This is a genomic window from Saprospira grandis str. Lewin, from assembly GCF_000250635.1.
In the GTDB taxonomy this organism is placed as follows: Bacteria; Bacteroidota; Bacteroidia; order Chitinophagales; family Saprospiraceae; genus Saprospira; species Saprospira grandis.
In genome coordinates, this window is the sequence record NC_016940.1 from 81,853 (window position 1) to 101,971 (window position 20,119).

Annotated in this window: 20 protein-coding genes; 12 read left to right on the top strand and 8 right to left on the bottom strand. The window is 45.3% G+C overall.

Annotation, left to right across the window (positions count from 1 at the left end):
- The first annotated feature begins 566 nt into the window (after positions 1-566).
- The 9 genes from queA to mltG all read left to right on the top strand — a co-directional run bounded on the left by queA (position 567) and on the right by mltG (position 9,938).
- Entirely contained in the window at positions 567-1,625 is a 1,059-nt protein-coding gene (gene queA / locus SGRA_RS00425; RefSeq protein ID WP_014373092.1) for a tRNA preQ1(34) S-adenosylmethionine ribosyltransferase-isomerase QueA, read from the top strand.
- Between the two features lie 78 nt (positions 1,626-1,703).
- Positions 1,704-2,447 (top strand): class I SAM-dependent methyltransferase, encoded by a 744-nt coding sequence (locus SGRA_RS00430; RefSeq protein WP_014373093.1) that lies wholly within the window; start codon positions 1,704-1,706, stop codon positions 2,445-2,447.
- The gene (locus SGRA_RS00435) at positions 2,447-3,241 is read left to right on the top strand and encodes a thymidylate synthase (protein WP_014373094.1); all 795 of its coding nucleotides are present in this window, start codon (positions 2,447-2,449) and stop codon (positions 3,239-3,241) included. The genes SGRA_RS00430 and SGRA_RS00435 overlap by 1 nt, the downstream gene beginning before the upstream one ends.
- A 174-nt stretch (positions 3,242-3,415) precedes the next feature.
- On the top strand, positions 3,416-4,015 hold the full coding sequence (locus SGRA_RS00440; protein WP_014373096.1) for a pseudouridine synthase: 600 nt from the start codon (positions 3,416-3,418) through the stop codon (positions 4,013-4,015).
- A complete protein-coding gene (locus tag SGRA_RS00445; protein ID WP_014373097.1) occupies positions 4,015-5,211 on the top strand; it encodes a 5-methylcytosine restriction system specificity protein McrC in 1,197 nt (398 codons plus the stop codon). The genes SGRA_RS00440 and SGRA_RS00445 overlap by 1 nt, the downstream gene beginning before the upstream one ends.
- Before the next feature lie 202 nt (positions 5,212-5,413).
- Entirely contained in the window at positions 5,414-6,994 is a 1,581-nt protein-coding gene (locus SGRA_RS00450; protein ID WP_245538602.1) for a type 1 periplasmic-binding domain-containing protein, read from the top strand.
- A gap of 41 nt (positions 6,995-7,035) precedes the next feature.
- Entirely contained in the window at positions 7,036-7,632 is a 597-nt protein-coding gene (locus SGRA_RS00455) for a riboflavin synthase (RefSeq protein ID WP_014373099.1), read from the top strand.
- Between the two features lie 155 nt (positions 7,633-7,787).
- Positions 7,788-8,603, top strand: coding sequence for a 3-methyl-2-oxobutanoate hydroxymethyltransferase (gene panB, locus SGRA_RS00460; RefSeq protein ID WP_002660578.1), 816 nt, complete (start codon positions 7,788-7,790; stop codon positions 8,601-8,603).
- A 273-nt stretch (positions 8,604-8,876) separates the two neighbouring features.
- On the top strand, positions 8,877-9,938 hold the full coding sequence (gene mltG, locus SGRA_RS00465; RefSeq protein ID WP_014373100.1) for an endolytic transglycosylase MltG: 1,062 nt from the start codon (positions 8,877-8,879) through the stop codon (positions 9,936-9,938).
- A gap of 8 nt (positions 9,939-9,946) precedes the next feature.
- Here the strand turns inward: mltG and SGRA_RS23695 are convergent, their stop codons facing one another.
- Entirely contained in the window at positions 9,947-10,093 is a 147-nt protein-coding gene (locus SGRA_RS23695; RefSeq protein WP_014373101.1) for a hypothetical protein, read from the bottom strand.
- Between the two features lie 175 nt (positions 10,094-10,268).
- On the opposite strand from SGRA_RS23695, the gene SGRA_RS00470 reads away from it, so the two are divergent.
- Positions 10,269-11,204 carry a hypothetical protein gene (locus tag SGRA_RS00470; RefSeq protein WP_014373102.1) on the top strand — a complete coding sequence of 312 codons (936 nt, stop codon included), beginning with the start codon at positions 10,269-10,271 and terminating at the stop codon, positions 11,202-11,204.
- A 671-nt stretch (positions 11,205-11,875) separates the two neighbouring features.
- Here the strand turns inward: SGRA_RS00470 and SGRA_RS00475 are convergent.
- The 3 genes from SGRA_RS00475 to SGRA_RS00485 form a co-directional block, all read right to left on the bottom strand.
- Complete coding sequence (locus SGRA_RS00475) at positions 11,876-12,361, bottom strand: hypothetical protein (RefSeq protein WP_014373104.1); 486 nt, start codon at positions 12,359-12,361, stop codon at positions 11,876-11,878.
- Between the two features lie 40 nt (positions 12,362-12,401).
- On the bottom strand, positions 12,402-12,668 hold the full coding sequence (locus SGRA_RS00480) for a hypothetical protein (RefSeq protein WP_041329420.1): 267 nt from the start codon (positions 12,666-12,668) through the stop codon (positions 12,402-12,404).
- 382 nt (positions 12,669-13,050) lie between these two features.
- Positions 13,051-13,566: a hypothetical protein gene (locus tag SGRA_RS00485; RefSeq protein ID WP_014373106.1), complete on the bottom strand. Its 516-nt coding sequence runs from the start codon at positions 13,564-13,566 to the stop codon at positions 13,051-13,053.
- A gap of 277 nt (positions 13,567-13,843) precedes the next feature.
- On the opposite strand from SGRA_RS00485, the gene SGRA_RS00490 reads away from it, so the two are divergent.
- A complete protein-coding gene (locus SGRA_RS00490) occupies positions 13,844-15,082 on the top strand; it encodes a GAF domain-containing sensor histidine kinase (protein ID WP_014373107.1) in 1,239 nt (412 codons plus the stop codon).
- Between the two features lie 138 nt (positions 15,083-15,220).
- Here the strand turns inward: SGRA_RS00490 and SGRA_RS00495 are convergent, their stop codons facing one another.
- From SGRA_RS00495 to SGRA_RS00515, 4 genes are all read right to left on the bottom strand, one after another.
- Positions 15,221-16,084: an IS3 family transposase gene (locus SGRA_RS00495; RefSeq protein ID WP_041329421.1), complete on the bottom strand. Its 864-nt coding sequence runs from the start codon at positions 16,082-16,084 to the stop codon at positions 15,221-15,223.
- Between the two features lie 20 nt (positions 16,085-16,104).
- Positions 16,105-16,527, bottom strand: a complete 423-nt coding sequence (locus SGRA_RS23895) for a transposase (protein ID WP_014373109.1) — start codon at positions 16,525-16,527, stop codon at positions 16,105-16,107.
- 90 nt (positions 16,528-16,617) lie between these two features.
- Positions 16,618-17,664, bottom strand: a complete 1,047-nt coding sequence (locus SGRA_RS00505; protein ID WP_014373110.1) for an ATP-grasp domain-containing protein — start codon at positions 17,662-17,664, stop codon at positions 16,618-16,620.
- Between the two features lie 396 nt (positions 17,665-18,060).
- A complete protein-coding gene (locus SGRA_RS00515; RefSeq protein WP_014373112.1) occupies positions 18,061-19,248 on the bottom strand; it encodes an acetyl-CoA C-acyltransferase in 1,188 nt (395 codons plus the stop codon).
- A 92-nt stretch (positions 19,249-19,340) separates the two neighbouring features.
- Between SGRA_RS00515 and SGRA_RS00520 the strand changes: the two genes are divergently transcribed.
- Positions 19,341-20,069 carry a nucleotidyltransferase family protein gene (locus SGRA_RS00520; RefSeq protein WP_014373113.1) on the top strand — a complete coding sequence of 243 codons (729 nt, stop codon included), beginning with the start codon at positions 19,341-19,343 and terminating at the stop codon, positions 20,067-20,069.
- Positions 20,070-20,119: the final 50 nt, after the last annotated feature.

The following is a 20,119-nucleotide window of genomic DNA, read 5'->3' on the forward strand; positions in this document are numbered from 1 at the left end:
GCTGAGGGATTCTATCTAAGCATTGGCTGGAAAAATAATAGGCCAATGCAACTCTTTTGGACCATTTTTTTTCTAGCCAATGGGCTGAGGGATCCTATCTAAGCATTTCTTGGAAAAATAATAGAGCAATGCAACTCTTTTGGACCATTTTTTTTCTAGCCAATAGGCTGAGGGATCCTATCTAAGCATTGGCTGGAAAAATAATAGAGCAATGCGAGCCGCTAAGATCTTCTACAAACAAAGCAGGGGCTTGGCGAGAAGAATCAAAGCCCAGCAAGACTGGCTGCAGATAGCGGCGAAGCCGCCATGGCCGAAGGCCAAACGGCCCAGCGCTGCGGAGGGGTGGCCGAAGGCCAGACCAAAGCCGCCGCAGGCGGCTGCAGGGCCGAACAGACCTGTGAGCCCCGCAGCATAGCGGCGGCCAGCTTTGCTGGCCGCGGGCCCCAAATCCCCCACATCAAAAAAAATACTATTGGAAGGCGGCAATAAAGCGAGATAGATTTTTATCTTTGCGCTTTGGGTCTAGCACCCATTTATTTTATCATTTTATAGGAGCCGTAACGACTATGAAACTATCTCAGTTTAACTTTGACCTCCCACAGGAGCTAATTGCACAATATCCCGTAGAGAACCGCGATGAATCGCGCCTAATGGTAGTGCACCGCGATAGCGGAAAAATTGAACACCGTCAGTTTAGAGACATCATTGAGTATTTTGATGATGGAGACGTATTTATCATGAACAACACCAAGGTTTTTCCTGCTCGTTTGTATGGACAAAAGGAGAAAACAGGGGCCAAAATTGAGGTATTCTTGTTGAGAGAGCTCAATGAAGAGCAAAAACTTTGGGATGTACTAGTAGATCCTGCACGTAAAATTCGGGTAGGCAACAAGCTGTATTTCAATGATGAAGATGGCGTAGAATTGTTAGTTGCTGAGGTAGTAGACAACACAACATCTAGAGGGCGGACCATTCGCTTTTTGTATGATGGCCCCAATGAAGAGTTTCGCGCACAGCTTTACAAATTGGGCCAAACGCCTTTGCCCAAGTATATCAAGCGCGATCTAGAGGAGCTAGACACAGAGCGTTACCAAACTATTTATGCTAAGGAAGTGGGGGCCGTAGCCGCACCAACTGCTGGTTTGCACATGAGCCATGAGGTCATGAAGCGTTTGGAATTGAAAGGAGTAGAATTTGCTGAATTGACCTTGCATGTTGGCCTGGGTACTTTCCGCAATATTGAGGTAGAAGATTTGTCTAAGCACAAAATGGACGCCGAGTACTTCAAGATTAGCCAGCCCGTTTGTGATACCGTGAATGAGGCTATCAAGCAAGGCAAACGCCGTTGCGCCCTAGGAACCACCTCTATGCGTTCTATTGAGTCTTCCGTTTCTGCTCATAGCTTGCTTAAGCCTGCAGAGGGTTGGACCAACCGCTTTATCTATCCGCCTTACGACTTTAGTATTGCCGATTGTATGATTACCAATTTCCACCTGCCCAAATCTAGCCTAGTGATTATGATTTGTGCCTTTGGTGGCTACGACCTGATGATGGAAGCTTACCGTCAGGCTGTAGAACAAAAATATCGCTTCTATAGCTATGGAGACGCTATGTTGATTCTCTAATTTGCATCTCTCTCCTTCTAAAGGCAGGATCTACATCGGTCCTGCCTTTTTTAATGAACTCTACTAAATGTTCTTCCTATGAAAAAATACCTGAAAAGCATTAAGCAACAACTGATCGATAACCCTTATCAGGCAGAGGGACAAAGAGCAAGCGACCGAGAAAAGGCCAAAACGCCTAGCCGAACAGATATTATTAACTATCTATTGGCCCAAACGGCCAAGCATAATGCAGCTAGCGAATATCTAGAAATTGGGGTGCGCAATCCCGATCATAACTTTAACCTCATTCAGGCGAAAAATAAGTATAGTGTAGACCCCGGTGTCGAGTTTGAAGAAAACCCCGTAGATTTTAAGCTCACTAGCGACCAGTTTTTTGAGCAGTTGGCCCAAGGAAAAGTCCTTTCTCCTAATCATCGCTTTGATGTCATTTTTATTGATGGCCTGCACCTAGCCGAACAGGTGGACCGCGATATTGAGCATGCCCTACAGTTTATTCAACCGCATGGCTTTGTTGTTCTACACGATTGTAATCCACCCACAGAATACCATGCCCGAGAGGATTATGCCTACCATCATTCGCCCGCTAGAGGCTACTGGAATGGCACCACTTGGAAGGCCTTTTTTAAGTGGAGACAAGAGCAGAGCATTCAGTCTTGCTGCATCGATAGCGATTGGGGCGTGGGCATTTTATCAAAAACGCAGCCGCTAGGGCCCGCCTGCCCCCCTCAAAATCCATTTTTTGAATATAAAGTGATGGAAGCTAACAGAAAAGAACAGTTGGGCCTCCTCTCTTTTGATGAACTAAAAGAAAAACTCGCTTAATGCAAGCTTATCTCGATTTACTCGATCATATTTTAAAGGAGGGCGTAGACAAAGGCGATAGAACAGGCACTGGTACCCGCTCTGTTTTTGGCTACCAAATGCGCTTTAATCTGCAAGAAGGCTTTCCCCTACTAACCACCAAAAAGCTCCATCTCAAGTCCATTATTCACGAGCTGCTCTGGTTCCTTAAAGGCGATACCAATGTCGCTTATTTGCAGGAACATGGGGTGCGCATCTGGAACGAATGGGCCGATGAACATGGAGAATTGGGCCCTGTTTATGGCAAACAATGGCGAAGCTGGAGCAACCATAAGGGCGAGAGCATCGACCAAATCCAGCAGGCTATTGAGCTGATTAAAAACAATCCCAACTCCCGACGCATTATTGTTTCGGCCTGGAATGTAGCCGATTTGCCAGATATGGCCCTCTCGCCCTGCCACTGCCTTTTTCAGTTTTATGTGGCCCATGGAAAACTCTCTTGCCAGCTCTATCAGCGCAGCGCCGACGCCTTTTTGGGCGTTCCCTTCAATATTGCCTCCTATGCCCTACTGACCCTCATGATGGCGCAGGTAACGGGCCTAGAAGCTGGCGATTTTGTGCATACTTTTGGCGATTTGCACCTCTACCAAAACCATTTGGAGCAGGCCCAAACACAACTAGCAAGAGCCCCTCGTCCCTTGCCCAAGATGAAGATCAACCCTAAAAAAACGGATCTCTTTAGCTTTGTCTATGAAGATTTCCAACTAGAAAATTACGATCCTCATCCGCATATTAAGGCCAAGGTCTCTATTTAATTTTTTTTGGGGCTGCCCCGCCCTGCGGGCGGGTCGGGCTGTGTCAGGGCTCGCAGGTCTGCTCGGCCCATCGCTTTTTCGCTACGCTCAAAAGCTCGGTCTGGCCTTCGGCCCCCCTTTTCCATCCCTCAGCCTGCGGCCCTTCGGGCCTGTACACTGCAAAATATTCATCTTATGGCCAAGTCCTACTACATTATATACAAGCCTTACCGCATGCTCTCGCAATTTACGCAAGAGCATCCCGATCATATCACTTTGGCCCATCTCGAGCTAGGCTTTCCCAAGGATGTCTATCCAGTTGGCCGCTTAGATGCCGATAGCGAAGGCCTTTTGCTACTTAGCAATGACAATCTGCTCAAAACTCGTTTATTGGCCCCAAAAAATGCCCATTGGCGCTACTATTTGGTCCAAGTAGAGGGCGAGCCTCAGGAGGAAGATCTAGAAAAGTTGCGGGCGGGCGGTTTATCCATCAAGCTGCCCTCTAAGAAGCGCTATGCCTGCTTGCCGGCCAAAGCAGAGCGTTTGGAGCAGCCGCCCGCCCTACCCGAGCGGGATCCGCCTGTGCGTTTTCGGGCCAATATTCCCACCACTTGGCTGCGCATAGGCTTACGAGAGGGCAAAAATCGCCAAATCCGTAAAATGACAGCTGCCATAGGCTTTCCCACCCTGCGTTTGCTCCGCCATCAGATTGGCCAATGGAAAATGCCAGAATACATGCAGGCTGGCGACTGCATTCACCTCACTGCAGAAGAGGCCCAGACCTTATTGAAGTAGTGTCTAGCAAAAAACAAATTCAAATTTTTGAGCAGGATCGCCTCTATTTGGGGACAGACCTCAGCGCCGATGAACTGCAAAGCCTTTTGCAGCTAGGGCCGCCCTATGTATTTCCCCTTCATCAGGGATTGCGTTGGGGCAACTTTGTGGGCCTAGTCGAAACGGAGCAGCTTTGCCTAGAGATTTTGCCCAAGCTAGAAAAAGCCCAAGCCAAAAACCCAAAAGAGCATCGGCAGATATTGCAAGACCTGCTGGCCTATAGCCAGGCTGAAGAACTGGCGCATTGGCAAAACTGGGCCAAACAAGCTAGCGAAAAGGGGCCTTGGCTCAGTCATTATCGGCAGAATTTTTTGGCTGAGCTAGAAAAATTTTGGCAGGGGCCCCAAGAGTATCAGGGAGGGCGGCAGGGCCGCCGCAGTAAAAACTGGAAGGGCCAAATTCACTTTTCTAAATTGCAGCCACCGGCCAAACTTTGGCCCTATATGCGGCAGGCTAGCAAAAGGCCCAGCCCCTTTTTGCAGCTATTGGTCTGGACCCTCAAGGAGCTGGCTGCCCAAGGCTTGTCCCCCAAAGAAAAATGGCAGCTAGAAAATATTTTAGCGCAATTGCCAGCGGCCCCGGCTCGCCCTAGGCGCATCCTTTGGGCAGCCTATGCCCCTACAAACCCCAAGGCCCAGCTTCTTTTTGAGTTGGCCCGTCTGCTCCTTAGTGGTCTGCGGCCATCGGCCCAAAAAGGACCAAATTGGCTTTGGAGCTTTCTATTGCCCATGCCCCAACTCTTTGAGCAATATTTGGCTGCTAGTTTGAGCGCCATTTGTCCCAAAAACTGGCAACTCTCCTTTCAGGCAGAAAAGCCCTTTTGGAAAAGCCGAAAACTGCGGGCCGACTGCTGCTGGGAAGATGCGCATGGTCGGCGAATTTTGATAGAATTTAAGTGGAAACTACTAGAGCAAGGACTACCTAGCGAGCAAGACTTGCGACAAATTTACAGCTATCAGCAAGAGTGGGAGGCCGAAGAAGGCTGGCTCATTTATCCGGCCGCTTTGGGCCGAGCAAAAATGAGCGCTGCGCCCTTTGCCAGCGGCAAAGGACGCGCTCGGCTGCTAGAGGTCCCTTTGGTCCAAAATGGGCAGCTCAATAAACAACTGGGGCAGAGTTTGCTGCTATTGGCCCTACAAAATGGATTAAAGCTATAGCAGGCCCGAAGGGCCGCAGGCCTAGCGATGCGGCGGGGTGGCCGAAGGCCAGACCAAGGAGCCGAAGGCGACGCAGGGCCGAGCAGACCTGCGAGCCCCAAAGCGTAGCGCCGCAAGGCGAAGCCGCAGCGGAGGCCCCAAAAAAACAGTAAAAAATTGTACCTTTGGCCCATCAAACTATTGATTATATATAACCATGTTTATGAACTTGAAGCAAATAACATTACTGCTCGCTTCCCTGGGCCTATTATTGGGTTTGGATAGTTGTCATTTATTGAAAGGAGGGGGCGGAAGCGATGAATTAGACCCCGTTCGGACCAATAAGGATACCGTTAAAACCATTGTAGATAATGGCTACAAGCCAGAAATCACGAATCGAGATAGTCTGCGCAACATCAAGCCCGACACCATTGTTTGGCAGGATACTTTGCAAGAATCGCAGTTTAAGCAAATCATTGTAGAGTATAGAAAAATTGGGCAGCAGCCGATTATCAAAGACACCTTGGGTTGGATTGATTATGCGGGAACAATCTATGAGGGCAACCCCAATCAGATGCGTCAGGCCGAGATGAAAGAGCAATATACCTTGACGATCATGTTGCCTTTTTTGGCCAATAAATACTATAAAAACGAGATTCCGCTTCGTTCTTTGCGGGCTGTAGAATACTATGAGGGCGTAGAATTGGCTTTGGATAGTTTGCAAAAAACCAAGCTAGCCCTAAAGGTACAAGTATTTGATACAGAAGCTAGTGAAAGCAAAATAGACAGCCTACTCAAAAGTAAATCTTTGGCGGAATCGGATGTCATTTTGGGTCCGGTGAGTTCTAAACTACTACAAAAAACGGCCAATTTTGGTCGAGACAGCGGCATTATGGTGGTTTCGCCATTTAACAACAACCCCAGAGTAACAGAAAACAACATTTTCTACCTACAGCTCAATCCGGGTTATCCGGTGCACTACCAACATATGGGGGCTTTTTTGGCCCAGGGCATTGAGACCCCTGCCGAGCTAAAATACCGCATTAAGAAGCAAAACCTGCTGATTGTAGGCCAAGAAAGAGACAGCAATGCTGTTCGCGAATTGCTTGCGGCCTACCAAAAGGGGAAAAATGATTTGGATGCTCAGATTCCGAGCTACCTCTCGCCCAACAATGGTTTGAGCATTGCCAACATTCAAAAAAAGTTGAGCAAAGATGCCCTAAACATCATCATCATTCCCTCTCATCGCTCTGAAAGTTTTGTCTTTGCGGCCCTTAGAGAGCTGCATAGTTTGGTAGACCGAGTAGAAAAAGGCAAAGGCTATGAATTTTTAGTCATTGGGATGCCGCAATGGAAATACTACGAGCGGATCAACTACGACTATTACGAAAACCTCCGCCTTCATTTTAGCGATGCCCTTTTTGTGCAAGAAGATAGTCGGGAGGCCAAGGCCTTTATCAAAAAATATAAGCAGCGCTATGGCATTGCGCCCAGAGAATTTGCCTATATGGGTTATGATGCCACCCTTTACTTGGGCAAAATGCTAGAAAAATACGGCACGGGCTTTCCGGAGCATTTTCATGAAGCGCCCTATTTGGGTTTGCAGACTCGTTTCTACATTGAGGAAGTCATTGAAGAGCGGCCTTTGCTAGAAAATGAAGAGATCATTGAAAAGCCCCTAATCAATCGTTTTGAAAACCAATTTGTGCACTTTTTGCAATTTAAGGACTACCAACTTCGGCCCCTATCTATCTTTATTTCTAAATTGCAGGAAGAAATTGAAGCGCAGCAAAAAGAAGACTAAACTCTATTCCTTTTGCTCTGTTAGAGACAAAAACAACAATTATGTTTACTGGAATCATAGAAGATGCGGGCCAAATTATTGGTCTAGAAAAAGAAGGCAGCAATTTGCATATTAAGGTAGCCTCTCGCCTAGCGCCTGAGCTAAAAATTGACCAAAGTCTGGCTCATAATGGCGTTTGTTTGACCGTAGTGGCTTGCAATCAGGAGAACTACACAGTCACGGCCATTGAAGAGACCTTAATTCGGACCAACTTGGGCCAGCTTCAGCTTGGCGACAGCGTTAATTTGGAGCGCGCCATGCCTTATAATGGCCGCCTAGATGGCCATATCGTGCAGGGCCATGTCGATAAAACGGGCCAATGCCTTGCGGTAGAAGAAGTAGATGGCAGTTGGTATTTTCGCTTTAGCTACGAAATTGCCCCCGAGCATCTTTTGGTCGATAAAGGCTCTATTTGCATCAATGGCGTTAGCTTGACCGTGGTCAATCCTAGCCAAAATGAATTTTCGGTGGCGATTATCCCCTACACCTACGAGCACACCAGCTTTAAGCAGCTAAAAGTAGGCGATACCGTCAATCTAGAATTTGATATTTTGGGCAAATACGTGGCCCGCTATGCCGCTGTTTACCAAAACGCCTAAGGTCCTTAACGGAAGGGCCCCAAAGGAGGAAAGCCAAGGCTTTCCTCCTTTTTTTCTGGCTATATAGAACTTCATATATAAATCAAAGGCCTAACTTCTTTGTAATCCTTTTAAAAAATCTCATTTTTGGGATTCACCAACTAGGAATACAAATTATGTCTGTACATCAGCCTGTCAAGAAAGTAACCACCCATGTTTTGCACGCCATGAAGCAAAGAGGCGAAAAGATTTCTATGCTCACCGCCTACGACTTTTCTATGGCCCGCATCCTCGATGAAGCCGGAATTGATGTTTTATTGGTCGGAGATAGCGCCTCTAATGTTATGGCGGGCCATGAAACCACCCTCCCCATCACCTTGGACCAAATTATCTATCATGCACAATCTGTTGTACGTGGCGTAGACCGCTCCTTTGTGGTCGTCGATTTGCCTTTTGGTTGCTATCAGGGCGACTCTAAAGCGGCCTTAAATTCTACCATCCGCATCATGAAGGAAACGGGCGGACATGCCGTGAAGTTAGAGGGCGGTAGCGAAATTTCGGAGTCGATTAGCCGCATTTTGTCGGCTGGCGTTCCTGTTATGGGCCACCTTGGCCTCACCCCTCAATCGATCTATAAGTTTGGCACCTATAGTGTGCGCGCCAAAAAGGAAGCCGAGGCCAAAAAACTGCTAGAAGATGCCAAATTGCTCGAAAAACTGGGTTGTTTTGCCATTGTTCTCGAAAAAATCCCCGCTCAATTGGCCAAAGAAGTCGCCCAGGCGGTCAGCATTCCCATTATTGGCATTGGCGCCGGCCCCGATGTAGACGGGCAGGTGCTGGTGGTGCACGATATGCTGGGCATGACCAAAGATTTTCACCCTCGCTTTTTGCGCCGCTACCTCAATATGTATGAAATGATGAAGGAAGCCACCCAGCGCTATATCAAGGATGTCAAAACCCAAGATTTTCCCAACGAAAAAGAACAGTACTAAGGTTTTTATTTTTTGGGGCTGCCCCTTCCGCCGGGTTGAAACCCAGCGCAAAGCGGTATCGCTTTGCGAACTTACACAAAATGAGGGTGGAAACCCTCATGAATAATCGGGTCGGGCTATGTCGTGGCTCGCAGGTCTGCTCGGCCCTGCGCAAAATTTCGCTAGGCTCATTTTGCTAGGTCTGCGGCTAGGCCGCACCACTTTCTATCCCTCAGCCTGCGGGCCTTCGGCCCTGCAAAACGCCAAAATTGCATTTTTTCATCTCAAGTTATCATGGAAAAAAAATCTCTTGCTCGGATTATCCGCATTAGTTTGCTTATTGTTTTTCTGGGAGCCATTGCGGCTCTTGGCGCTGCCTATTATTACTACCAAATCATTTTTGGTCCCTCTTTGCCCAAAGAGAAAGAGCAAATTACGCTTTACCTAAAAGAGGCCCCTAGTCTAGAGCAGCTGGCCGACAGTTTGAGCGAAAAAGCTTGGCTTAAGGACAAGGCCAATTTTGTCTGGGTGGGCCAAAAAATGAAGTTTAAGGGGCGGGCGGGCCGCTATATTTTAGAAGATACGCTAAGCAGCTACTACCAGCTCTTTGCTCAACTAAGAAAAGGGCAGTCGCCTGTTCGCTTTACCTTTAATAATTTGCGTTTGCCCCAACAGCTAGCGGGTCTTTTGGGCCAAGAACTAGCCTATGATTCTTTGGCCTATTGGGAAGCCATGCAAAAGGCCGACTTTATGGCCCAGAATCAGCTTAATCCGCAAACGCTAATGACGCTTTTTATTCCCAATACCTATGAGCTCTACTGGAATATTTCGCCAGAAGAATTTGTGGACCGAATGAAAAAAGAGCACAATAAGTTTTGGAAAAGCAACAACCGCCTGGCCCTAGCCGACAGCCTTGGCCTGAGCCCTGCAGAGGTTTATACCTTGGCCTCTATTGTAGATGCAGAAAGTAATTATGGACCAGAAAAGGCCCGCATTGCTGGCGTTTACCTCAATCGGCTCAAAAGCAAAAGCTGGAAACTAGAAGCCGATCCCACGGTGGTCTTTGCCCAGGGCGATTTTTCTATCCGAAGAGTCACTAGAGAGATGCTCGAAATTGATTCGCCTTACAATACCTATAAGTATGCAGGTTTGCCTCCCGGCCCTATTCGCATGGCCTCTCGCCAAGCCATAGATGCCGTTTTGAAGGCCGAAAAGCACAACTACTGGTTTTTCTGTGCCAAGCCACCAGAAGAAGGGCAGCCCGCCCAACATGCCTTTGCCCGAAACTCGGCAGAGCATGGCCGAAATGCCAGAACCTACCAGCGTTGGCTCAATCAACAAAAAATTTATCGCTAAGCGAAAATTTAAAAAGGAGCAGATGAAAACATCTGCTCCTTTTTTTGGCCCAAAATGGAACATTTGGTCCTTTTAGTAATAAAAACCGCCCTAAAAGTGTTAAAGTCTGAAGAAAAACTGCCCATAGTTTGCATATTAAAATCTGATCCGTACATTTGTATTGTCTTTGTGTTTATTTGTTTGGGTTTTTAGGGGAGGCTGTTCCGAATAGGAGCAGCCTCTTTTTTTTGTACCTATAAAAACGTTTGATTTTAGTCCCTTTTCTGTATATTTAGGGCAAAGGATTTTAGAATGAAATCCTAAGCCAAAATACCTAATAGTTAAGAACCTATGTTGAAAATTAGTAAAATCAAGCCAGAGGACTTAAAGACCCTCACCTTTAATGATTATAAGAAGGTGGTACGTCTTCTTTTTAACGGCTTAAAGAAGTTACACAAAGGGCCAGAGCAGCCTGTAGAATTTGTGGTATTGACCAACTTTGAGTTTGCCGATAAGAAAGGGAAAAAGACCATGATTATTTTGCCGGGCAAGCAAACGCCTGAGTGGAAAAAAGAAATTAAACAGCGCCTTAAAGACAACAAGAAAAATGTTTTGGTGGGGCATTGTTTTGTGAGTGAAACTGATGGCCAGGAAGAGATCAATGTGATGCCCAAGCAGGGAATGGCCAAGGTGGCACAGATCCAAAAAATGGGCAAGCAGATGTTCAATATGGCCAAACTGGGCTTTAAGCTAGCTGCTGGTGCGGCAGAAGCTTCTAATGCGGCCTCTGCCTCTATGGACCAATCTGCACTAGAGGAGCAGCAAGAGGCCAAGGCCCAAACAGAAGACAGCGCCAAAGCGGCCAAAAAAGAGGCGCTCAAAGAAGAGCTCAAGGCTTTGGTAGATAGCTCTAAAGAAATTAAATCAGACTTTGACAAGGTCAAGGAATTGGCGGCTCGCCTCAAGAAGGGCGAAAGCCAGCAAACTGATTTGAGTTTTACGCAAGATGTCGTTGAAAAGGTAGAGCAATTTATCAATGCCTTTCATAATAGCAAAAAACCGATTCAGGAGCGCTTGCAGGGCCATAAAGATATGATTGCGGCCCAATTGCCCAAGCTAGAAAAATTGGCCGAGCGCCTAGGCAGCCAATCTTCTGGCGCCAATGCGGCAGATGCTACCGCTAACCTCAGTCTAGAAGAACTAAAAGCAGGCATGCAAGCCGCTAAAAAGGCCGTAGATCAACTGAAAAAAGAGTTGGACCTAGATGCCATTTTGGCTAGCCTCTAACTAGCGCTTAGGAGTATTGAAAAGGCAGAAAACCAATTGGTTTTCTGCCTTTTTTTTTGGGGCTGCCTAAAATTTTGTGTTCTCCCTTTTTGTAGCCTAGGGAAAAGCCCCTAGGCCACTATATAATATGAAAACCAGTGGGTTAAAACCCACTGCAAAAAAGATGGCCATTCTACATCCAAAAAAATGAGCCGATGGTTGAAACCATCGGCCCATATCATTTATAGCAAAGAAGGGCTTTAGCCCGCCAGTTTGCATAGACCTGCAAGCATGGACTTCAGCCCATGGGCCCAAAACTGCCCGACCGCCGAAGAAGAACGCACAAGGAAAAAAGACAGTTGAGCAGCCTAGCGATGTGCAGGGGTGGCCGAAGGCCAGACCAAGCGGGCGCAGCCCGCGCAGGGCCGAGCGAGCAGCGAGCCCCGAAACGTAGCGCCCGCCGAAGGCGGGAGGCCTATGAAATCCTCCCCCTACATTCTAATTATTGTTCGATTTTTTGCTCTAGAAGGGTCTTTTCCGGATTGAGCAATTTGCAGGACACCCTTAGATTCTGGACTCCTAGCACTCTTGCTCTAATTTTTCGTCAAAATATGTTTCAAAAAACACTAAGTGTTAATAAAATTTTGAGAAATAAAATCGACCAAAAGCAATAGGGACTAAAGTCGCAACCTCTACCAATAGGTAAATGGAGAATCATGAGATATCACATAAACAGACTCCTTATCCTTGTAGTAATTTATGCCATAGTATTTATTCTCTCCTTCGATCGAAAGTCGGAAAGGCTTATCATTTATGTGAAAAAAAAATTGGCTCCACTTAAATTTTTCTGCAGAAATGATGGTAGGCGACTCCTTGCCTGTAATATAAAAGTATTTTTCTCCATCCCTGCAAAAGCAACTTAGCTGAAGAGAAGTAAGCTCACTGTTCCATGTTTTGACACTATCTAGATCAAAGATTTTTACTTCTTCGCCTAGGGTATCCAAAAAGCTCAACGCAACTGTTTCATTAAGAAATCCGGTCTGAAAATCAACTTTAAAGATACAGCTATCAGCTAGGTTTTTGCTTAATTTATCCTGATTAACTACAGTAAGTTCTTTTGTGGAAGAACAAGCAAAAATTAACATGAGCAGGGGCAGTCCTATACAAAATTTCATCATCTCTATTTCCTCTTATTAGTTTGGGCAACAGCAGTTTCCTTTAATCCATTTGATAATAAAAAGTATCTGGAAAATAGGTATAGTCCTCAGTACTTTCAGACTCAATATAAGCGCTTACCCATTTTGGAAAATAATATTCAACACTAATGACATTAGTTTCAATTAGGGTATATTTTGCGAAAGCATCTCCAACTTTAGGGGCAGTTAGGCCCTCAAAACTATCTTGAAACTTTGCGTCGTATCGACAATCCATTTTGGCATCCCAATACATAATTGCTTCATTATCAGTATAAATTACTGGAAACATATACAGACAGTGAACAGAATGTAAATAATATAGCTTATCCGCTCCAAACCAGATTTGAACTCCTTTACTCCCCTTGGGGTTCCACCTAAAGTCTTTGATAAAAGGGTTTAGTTTTTTAACTTTTATAGGCTGCTGTATTGAATCTATCCGCCCCAAAGAATGGTCTGTTGTTTCCAAAGCTCCACAGCTTGCAGAGCACAAAAGCAAGCAGCTTATTAAGCAAAAGTAATTTATCATTTTTCTATAGCCATTGTTAATTAGATGAATAGATAGGCTTCTTTTAAGGATGTGATCCTTTCCCAAAATAACAAGCAGCCTTCTATCGCAAAACTGGCTAGCTGTAGACCTGAACTAGTGCAGATGAACAGCCAGTCCCCTCAAATCAGAACTCCCCCTTTCTCCTTTTTAGGTAATTTACGATTATTTTATTATTTGAATTCTCTATAGAAAACTTAAATAAATCATTTAACAGTTCGACAAGCATCACATTAGACTCTATATTTCCAGAATTACAACTAATAAAATCGCCATCCCCTATTTTGATAATTACATCAGTTCCATCTAAGATGTTTTCACTCCCACAATCTGACACTTTTACCATATTACTTAAAAGTGCAAAAACTTCTCGAGATTTTGATGAAATTGAGTCTTGAGCTTCAATTACTGCATCTTTACCAGGAAATACACTTTTTGAATTATATAAAACTATCTCCGTTTTAATATTAGAATCATTCGCTTTTAAACTAATGCTACATTTAGTCTTTTCAAAGGCGGGGCCGAAAAATACGGTCACCTCTTTTGGTTCGTCCCTTCCCCCAAATAAAAGTAGGAATAAAAACAATGGCAAGACTACGTATATAGTAGACAAGCTGCCTTTCGACCTTCTCCCTACTTCCATATTTAACAACTTTTTACATATTTGAGTTTTCGATACATGCCTCATAACAGCCTTATTCCTCCCCCCAAACCAACACTAAAAACCAACAAGCAGAATATTCTCTCCTCTTTTTGGTGACCCCTCTATAGCTTTGGCATCTACAGAGAAGAAAAACTTAAAGTAAGTTAAAAAGAAAAAAGTAAAGCAACTAATTGCTCAAATAATTGTATATACAGCAGCCCTGCCTTAATTAACCGACCCGCTAGCTCTCCCCAAAGCTAGACTAACTAGAACAAGAATGATTCCTGCTAAAAAACATGAACAAGAAGCCGCCCGTTTGGCTGCTCTTGACAGCTATAATATCTTGGATAGCTTACCAGAACAAGACTATGAGGACTTGGTCAATTTGGCTTCTAAAATTTGTGGCACGCCTATGTCGATTATCAGCTTGGTTGATACAGACCGACAATGGTTTAAGGCCAAAAAGGGCCTAGAAGCTGAAGAAACGCATCGAGATTTGGCCTTTTGTGCGCATGCTATTTTGCAAGATGAGGTCTTTGTGGTGGAGGATGCCAAAAAGGATGAACGCTTTTGGGATAACCCTCTGGTAACGGGCCCGCTCAATCTAGGCTTTTATGCCGGGGTGCCCCTGCTAGGCAAAGAAGGGCTGCCTTTGGGTACCCTTTGTGTACTTGATGAAAAGCCCCGAACATTTTCGGAAGAAGAAAAACAGGCCCTAGAAATTTTGGGCCGGCAGGTGATTCGCCTATTTGAATTGCGCAAAAAACAAAGAGAAGTAGAAGAAGCCCTGGCCAAAGAACAAAAACGACATGCCGAATTAGAGCGATTTGCAAGAGTGGCCCTCAAGGACCTCCGAACGCCTATGCGCAATATTGCTAGCGTTACCCGCCTACTCCTCGCTGATGGCAAATTGGCCCTGCCCGATACAAAACGACAAATGATGGAAAAGGTCTTGCAATCCGCAGACCGCCTAAAATCAATGCTAGAAGGGCTCTGGAATTATAATCATGCCGATAAATACCTAGAGGAAGATCTCAAAGATATTCCACTTCTGCCTATGCAGCAGCATTTTCAATTGGCTTATGGCCAAAAAGCGCATTTGGAGTGGAATATGCCGCCCTCGCTTTATTATCGGCCAAAGTTGTTCAAGCTTTTAGTCGATGAAGTGATTGATAATAGTTGCCGCTTTGCGCAACAAGATATGGTCTGGATCAATATCAATTTATCAGAAACTAGCCGAGGCTACCATCTAACAATTACAGATAATGGCGCAGGCATAGCCGCTCAGGCCCTGCCACAAGCCAAAGAACTCTTTTTCTCAGAAAAAGATAAGGATAAAAATGGCCAGCCCTGCCATGGTATTGGCTTGGCCCTGATCGAAAAGGTCTTGCAGAAAGAAGGGGGGAGCATCCAGCTTTCTGAAGCGCCCAAAGGCGGCCTGATCGTGGATATAAAGATTCCTCATCCCGATATCTTAACGGAACTGGGGGCTTCTGCCAAAAGTGATCAATTCTAAATCAAAAGTGTCCCGTCCTGAAAAACTGATACAGAATTTAAAGCAATAAAATTCTGATTAAATACGGGTGAAAAGTTATTCTGGAAGATTTTGACCTCCTTCAAAAAGGTCAAAAAATCTTACGGAAATAACTTGTTGTCAATTTAACAACTCTGGCTTAAGATGATCTTGGGCTAGAGTTGTTTTCTTTTTATAGCTCTTATATTCGAGCTCTTGTTGTTGGTGCATTTCAGCAGGCGGCATAAATTGACAAGACCAATGTGGCCGAGCTTGGTTGTAAATATCAATACTTTGAGCCACTATTTTCTTCATCGCATCTAGCCCTAAATGGAAAAAATCTGCAATAAACTCTTGCTTTAATATTCCATTTATTCGCTCTGCTACGGCATTTGCATAAGGATCGTAAGACTCAGTCATAGAGCAACTTATGCCTAGCTCTTTGAGTACTTGCTGATAATCATTTGAGCAGTACTGAATGCCCCGATCAGAATGATGAATTAGCTCTTCGTTAGGATATAGACGACGCTTTGCAGCCTGTTTTAAGGCTCGAATAGAGCCAATACTGCTCAAGCTGTCAGAGACATCATATCCCATTATTTGCTTAGAATAAGCGTCTGTGACCAAGGCTAAATACATTGGATTTTCTCTCGTTCCAATGTAAGTAATATCTGAAACCCAGACTTGCTCTGGCCGATAAATTTTCAAATCAGCTATCTTGTTCTTATGCTTTCTGTAGTGGTGGAAGGAATTTGTCGTTGTATGATAGTTCTTTCGAGCTCGAACCAGCAGATTGTTGGCCCGCAAAATAGTAAAAAACTTATCTCGGCCTACTCGTAGAGCCTTCAACTCAGATTGAAGTAAATGGTACATTTTGCGGCCTCCTAAGCGAGGCATTTTGTTCCGTATTTCTTGAACTAAGGCAACTACTTTTTCTGCCAAACACTGATTAGATCTATGTTTCGCCTTCGATCTATAATACTTTTGACGATTTATCCCGACCAATCGACATAAGCCACTTAAGCTTATTTTTTCTTCTTTTTGGAATTTTTCAACTGTTCGGGTAAAGACTTTTTTCTGATTGGAATTTCAAACTCTTCTTCCGCTATATCTATCATCATATCAAAAAACAAAGCCTTCTTATCTGCCTGATTTAGCTCCTTTTCCAAGCGACGATTTTTTTTCTCTAAAAGCTTCAATTGCTGACGCAACTCCATCAATTCTTGTTCTGGACTCTTCTTCATACTTCTTAATTTATAGCTTTTATCGTATTGGCCATGTTTCTCGATCCATGTCCGAATTGTACTGTCTCCTTGTATCCCATACTTCCGTTGAGCCGCCCTTAATCCAATCTCGCCATTTTCTACTTCCGACACAACTTGGAGCTTAAAAGCTAAGGTATAATCTTTTTGCGTCCGCTTAACATACTGACCTTCTTTATTTTCCATCTATCTTCTGTTTTTGTTGTATCAGTATATCAGGACAAGACAAAGGACCAAAAAAAAGGGCGCGGGGAAATTTCCCTGCGCCCTTTTTGCTTAAAAGTCAATCACCGCCTCTTGGGCATTTTCTGCCCCTTCTTTTCGCTTTTTAAAGTACTCTCGAGTCACCTTAATGCCCTCCATAGAAGACATATAAGGAATGCCTTTTTCATGGTTTTGCTTGGCAATCGTATAAATGATTTTCCAATGATTAAAGAGGAACTTATAGGCCTCTCCTATTGGCATTTCTGGGTCATAAATATGCGCAGGCTCCGAGTTCGTCCCATTGAGCTCCATCACCTGAATTTTCCCCGCATAAAGGTCCTCTAAAGAAGCCGCTCGACAATCATAACGACCAAAATAAAAGCCATCAATCTGCTTAGAAATTCGGTCAAATGAAGCCACTAATTCTGCCGTAATCAAGTTGTTCCTATTCAAAAAAGCCGTGCCACGACAGTGATTTCCAATTTCTACCAAACGCAAAGCCTCATCTTTGGGCAAAACCTCATCAAGTCGGTCGGCATATTCCTTGAGCAACACATCTAAATAATATTGCCCCCGCTCAGAAGTCTCAAATAAGGTTTTTAGGTCAGAAACACCATCCCCAACTACGGTCAAAAAACTCTTTTCTACCAAAGAATTGACCTGCCCCTTTTCTTCATTGGGCAAGCGATAATACAAGACCCCAAACTCCAAAGGCATATCCACATAACGCTGCATCAAAATGAACTGATTGTGCTCGGCCAAATACTCCCGCAACTCTTTTTCATTGTCAATTTTGGCCACCGCAAAACCACGCTCCCCCTTGTCGGGCTTCAAAATGAGCGGATAACTAAACTGCCCCTCTGCTACAGCCGCCAAAGCCACCGAAAGCGGATCTTCATTAGGCAAAAGCAAGGTTTTGGGCACCACATCCTCTGGCAAACGCTCCAAAATATCATACTTCGAGTAGTCCACAAAACCACCCATATACATCGCCGGATTAGTGGCACTAAAAAAGGTCATAGAACGAGCCTTAAGGCTGTACCAAAGGTAGACCACATAGACCGGGATATAAAAAAACCAAAAAGGCCAAAACTCCCATTTCAAATATTTCTTATTCATAGGCTAAATCTGTTCGTTGTCACATAATACGTCTACTTCTCTTAGATGGATTTCTTGGGTTCTACCCCTAAGTTAAGCTTAAAAACCGTCTTGGGGGCAAAATTTGCCCATTGCCTAAAAGGAAGCTAATGTTTTGTCAAATTAAGCTGGGGAAAGGCATTTTTATTTTTTTGGGGCTGCCCCGCCCTGCGGGCGGGTCGGGCTGTGTCGCAGCTCGCAGGTCTGCTCGGCCCTGCGGCGGCTGCGCCGCCTGGGTCTGGCCTGACGGCCACTGCTATCCATCCCTCAGCCGAGGCGCTGCGCGCCTTTGCGGCGGCTGCGCCGCCTGCTTGCCGCTAAAAAAAAACGGCCCTCTTTGACCAGCAAAGAGGGACGCTTTTAGTTTGGACCGAAGAACTAGAGACGCTCAATAAGCATAGCAGAGGCTCCACCGCCACCATTACAAATACCCGCCAAACCATAGCGGCCATTGCGCTCAGTAAGGGCAGTAATCATAGCCATAACAATACGACAACCCGACATTCCAATGGGGTGGCCCATAGAAACGGCACCACCAAGTACATTGACCTTCTCATGAGGAATATTGAGGGCCTGCATATTGGCCAAAGCCACTACAGAAAATGCTTCGTTAATTTCGAAAACATCTACTTCTTCTAGGGCTACGCCCGCTTTATCTAGAGCTTTGGGCATAGCTAGTGCAGGAGTGGTAGTAAACCAAACAGGCTCTTGGGCCGCATCGGCAAAGCTGCAAATTTTGGCCAAAGGCTTAAGACCAAGCTCTTCGCATTTTTCTTTGCTCATCAATACCATAGCCGCAGCACCATCATTGATTTTTGAGGCATTTACAGCAGTTACAGTTCCTTCTTTCTTAAATACAGAACGGACCTTTTGTACAGAGGCCAAATCAGTGACTCGGCTATTGCCTACTTCTTCGTCTGTATCCACTACAGTGACCTTACCTTTACGTCCCTTAATTTCTACAGGGACAATCTCATTGGCAAATAGATTTTTTTCTTGAGCAGCACGGGCCCGCTCATAAGAAGCCAGGGCATATTGGTCTTGGGCCAAACGATCAATGTTTTTGCCCTCGGCGCAAACCTCGCCACAAACACCCATCATATCGCCATTATAAGGATCTTGTAGACCATCGCGAACAATGGCATCTACAATTTGGCCATTGCCGTAGCGAATGCCCGTACGACCAGAAGGTAAGTAGTGAGGTGCATTGCTCATGCTCTCCATCCCACCAGCTACAACAATATCATTATCGCCCAACATAATAGACTGAGCAGCCAACATCACGGCCTTCATTCCAGAAGAGCACACTTTATTGACCGTGGTGCAAGGTACCGTATTCGGGATACCTGCAGCTAGGGCGGCCTGCTTGGCAGGAGCCTGTCCTACATTGGCTTGCAAGACATTGCCCATATATACTTCCTGAACCAGTTCGGGCGCAATATTTCCACGCTCCAAAGCGCCTTTAATGGCGGTTTTACCTAGTTCAATAGCAGAAACGGCAGCCAAACTACCGCTAAGGTTTCCAATCGCTGTGCGGCCCATAGCCACAATATATACTTCTTTCATGATAGCTGTTTTTAGATAAACTAGAATCTTTTGATCTGAAGACGGCCGAATTTAGTATTTTTTCGCTCATTTCTGAAGAAAAAGACCAACTTATGCAAGCGATGATTTTTGCGGCGGGCCTAGGCAGCCGTTTGGCTCCACTCACCGATCATATCCCTAAAGCCTTGGTTCCCTTAGGAAAACAGCCCATTATTCAGTATTGGATAGACCGTTTGCGGCAGGCGCAATGCCAGCAACTGATTGTGAATGTGCATAGCCATGCCCAGCAGCTGATAGATTATTTGCAGCGCTTAGAGCTCCCCTTTCCGCTTCTCATTTCTGATGAGCGGAGCCAATTATTGGAGACTGGAGGTGGCTTGCGGCAGGCCGCCCCTCTTTTATTGCCCAATCAGCCCTTATTTTTGCTCAATGCAGATATTTACTGCAATTTTGACTTTGGGGCCGCCCTTGATTTTTGGGCCCAAAAGGGACAGCCTTTGGGGGTCTTGGCTATGCGTCAGCGGCCTTCTAGTCGCCAACTCTTATTTTTGGAAGAAGAGCTAGTGGGCTGGCAGAATAAAAAAACGGGGGAATATCGTTGGGCCAGAGCGGCAGATCCTTTGGCGGTTTCGGCCTATGCTTTTTCGGGCATTAGTTTGTTGGGGCCTGCGGCTTTTTCTTTATTGGCTGGGCCCAAGGCCAAGTTTTCTATTATTGATTTCTTTTTAAATTGGGCCAAAACAGAGCGTTTATTGGCCTATTTGCATCAGCAAGAGGATTGGTTTGATATTGGGACGCCTGCTCGCCTAGCCCAGGCCGAGGCCTATTTATTGGACCAATAGCAGCAGTTTGGGGCTGTTGAGGAAGTCAAAAGTCATTTTTAGGACTAAAA

Coding starts and splice junctions, on each gene's coding strand:
- SGRA_RS00515 (WP_014373112.1), bottom strand. CDS start 19,248: ATGAAAGAAGTATATATTGTGGCTATGGGCCGCACAGCGATTGGAAAC.
- SGRA_RS23895 (WP_014373109.1), bottom strand. CDS start 16,527: ATGGAAAATAAAGAAGGTCAGTATGTTAAGCGGACGCAAAAAGATTAT.
- SGRA_RS23695 (WP_014373101.1), bottom strand. CDS start 10,093: ATGTACGGATCAGATTTTAATATGCAAACTATGGGCAGTTTTTCTTCA.
- SGRA_RS00490 (WP_014373107.1), top strand. CDS start 13,844: ATGATTCCTGCTAAAAAACATGAACAAGAAGCCGCCCGTTTGGCTGCT.
- SGRA_RS00520 (WP_014373113.1), top strand. CDS start 19,341: ATGCAAGCGATGATTTTTGCGGCGGGCCTAGGCAGCCGTTTGGCTCCA.
- SGRA_RS00450 (WP_245538602.1), top strand. CDS start 5,414: ATGAACTTGAAGCAAATAACATTACTGCTCGCTTCCCTGGGCCTATTA.
- queA (WP_014373092.1), top strand. CDS start 567: ATGAAACTATCTCAGTTTAACTTTGACCTCCCACAGGAGCTAATTGCA.
- SGRA_RS00435 (WP_014373094.1), top strand. CDS start 2,447: ATGCAAGCTTATCTCGATTTACTCGATCATATTTTAAAGGAGGGCGTA.
- SGRA_RS00480 (WP_041329420.1), bottom strand. CDS start 12,668: ATGTTTCCAGTAATTTATACTGATAATGAAGCAATTATGTATTGGGAT.
- SGRA_RS00470 (WP_014373102.1), top strand. CDS start 10,269: ATGTTGAAAATTAGTAAAATCAAGCCAGAGGACTTAAAGACCCTCACC.
- SGRA_RS00455 (WP_014373099.1), top strand. CDS start 7,036: ATGTTTACTGGAATCATAGAAGATGCGGGCCAAATTATTGGTCTAGAA.
- panB (WP_002660578.1), top strand. CDS start 7,788: ATGTCTGTACATCAGCCTGTCAAGAAAGTAACCACCCATGTTTTGCAC.
- SGRA_RS00430 (WP_014373093.1), top strand. CDS start 1,704: ATGAAAAAATACCTGAAAAGCATTAAGCAACAACTGATCGATAACCCT.
- SGRA_RS00485 (WP_014373106.1), bottom strand. CDS start 13,566: ATGGAAGTAGGGAGAAGGTCGAAAGGCAGCTTGTCTACTATATACGTA.
- SGRA_RS00440 (WP_014373096.1), top strand. CDS start 3,416: ATGGCCAAGTCCTACTACATTATATACAAGCCTTACCGCATGCTCTCG.
- mltG (WP_014373100.1), top strand. CDS start 8,877: ATGGAAAAAAAATCTCTTGCTCGGATTATCCGCATTAGTTTGCTTATT.
- SGRA_RS00475 (WP_014373104.1), bottom strand. CDS start 12,361: ATGATGAAATTTTGTATAGGACTGCCCCTGCTCATGTTAATTTTTGCT.
- SGRA_RS00505 (WP_014373110.1), bottom strand. CDS start 17,664: ATGAATAAGAAATATTTGAAATGGGAGTTTTGGCCTTTTTGGTTTTTT.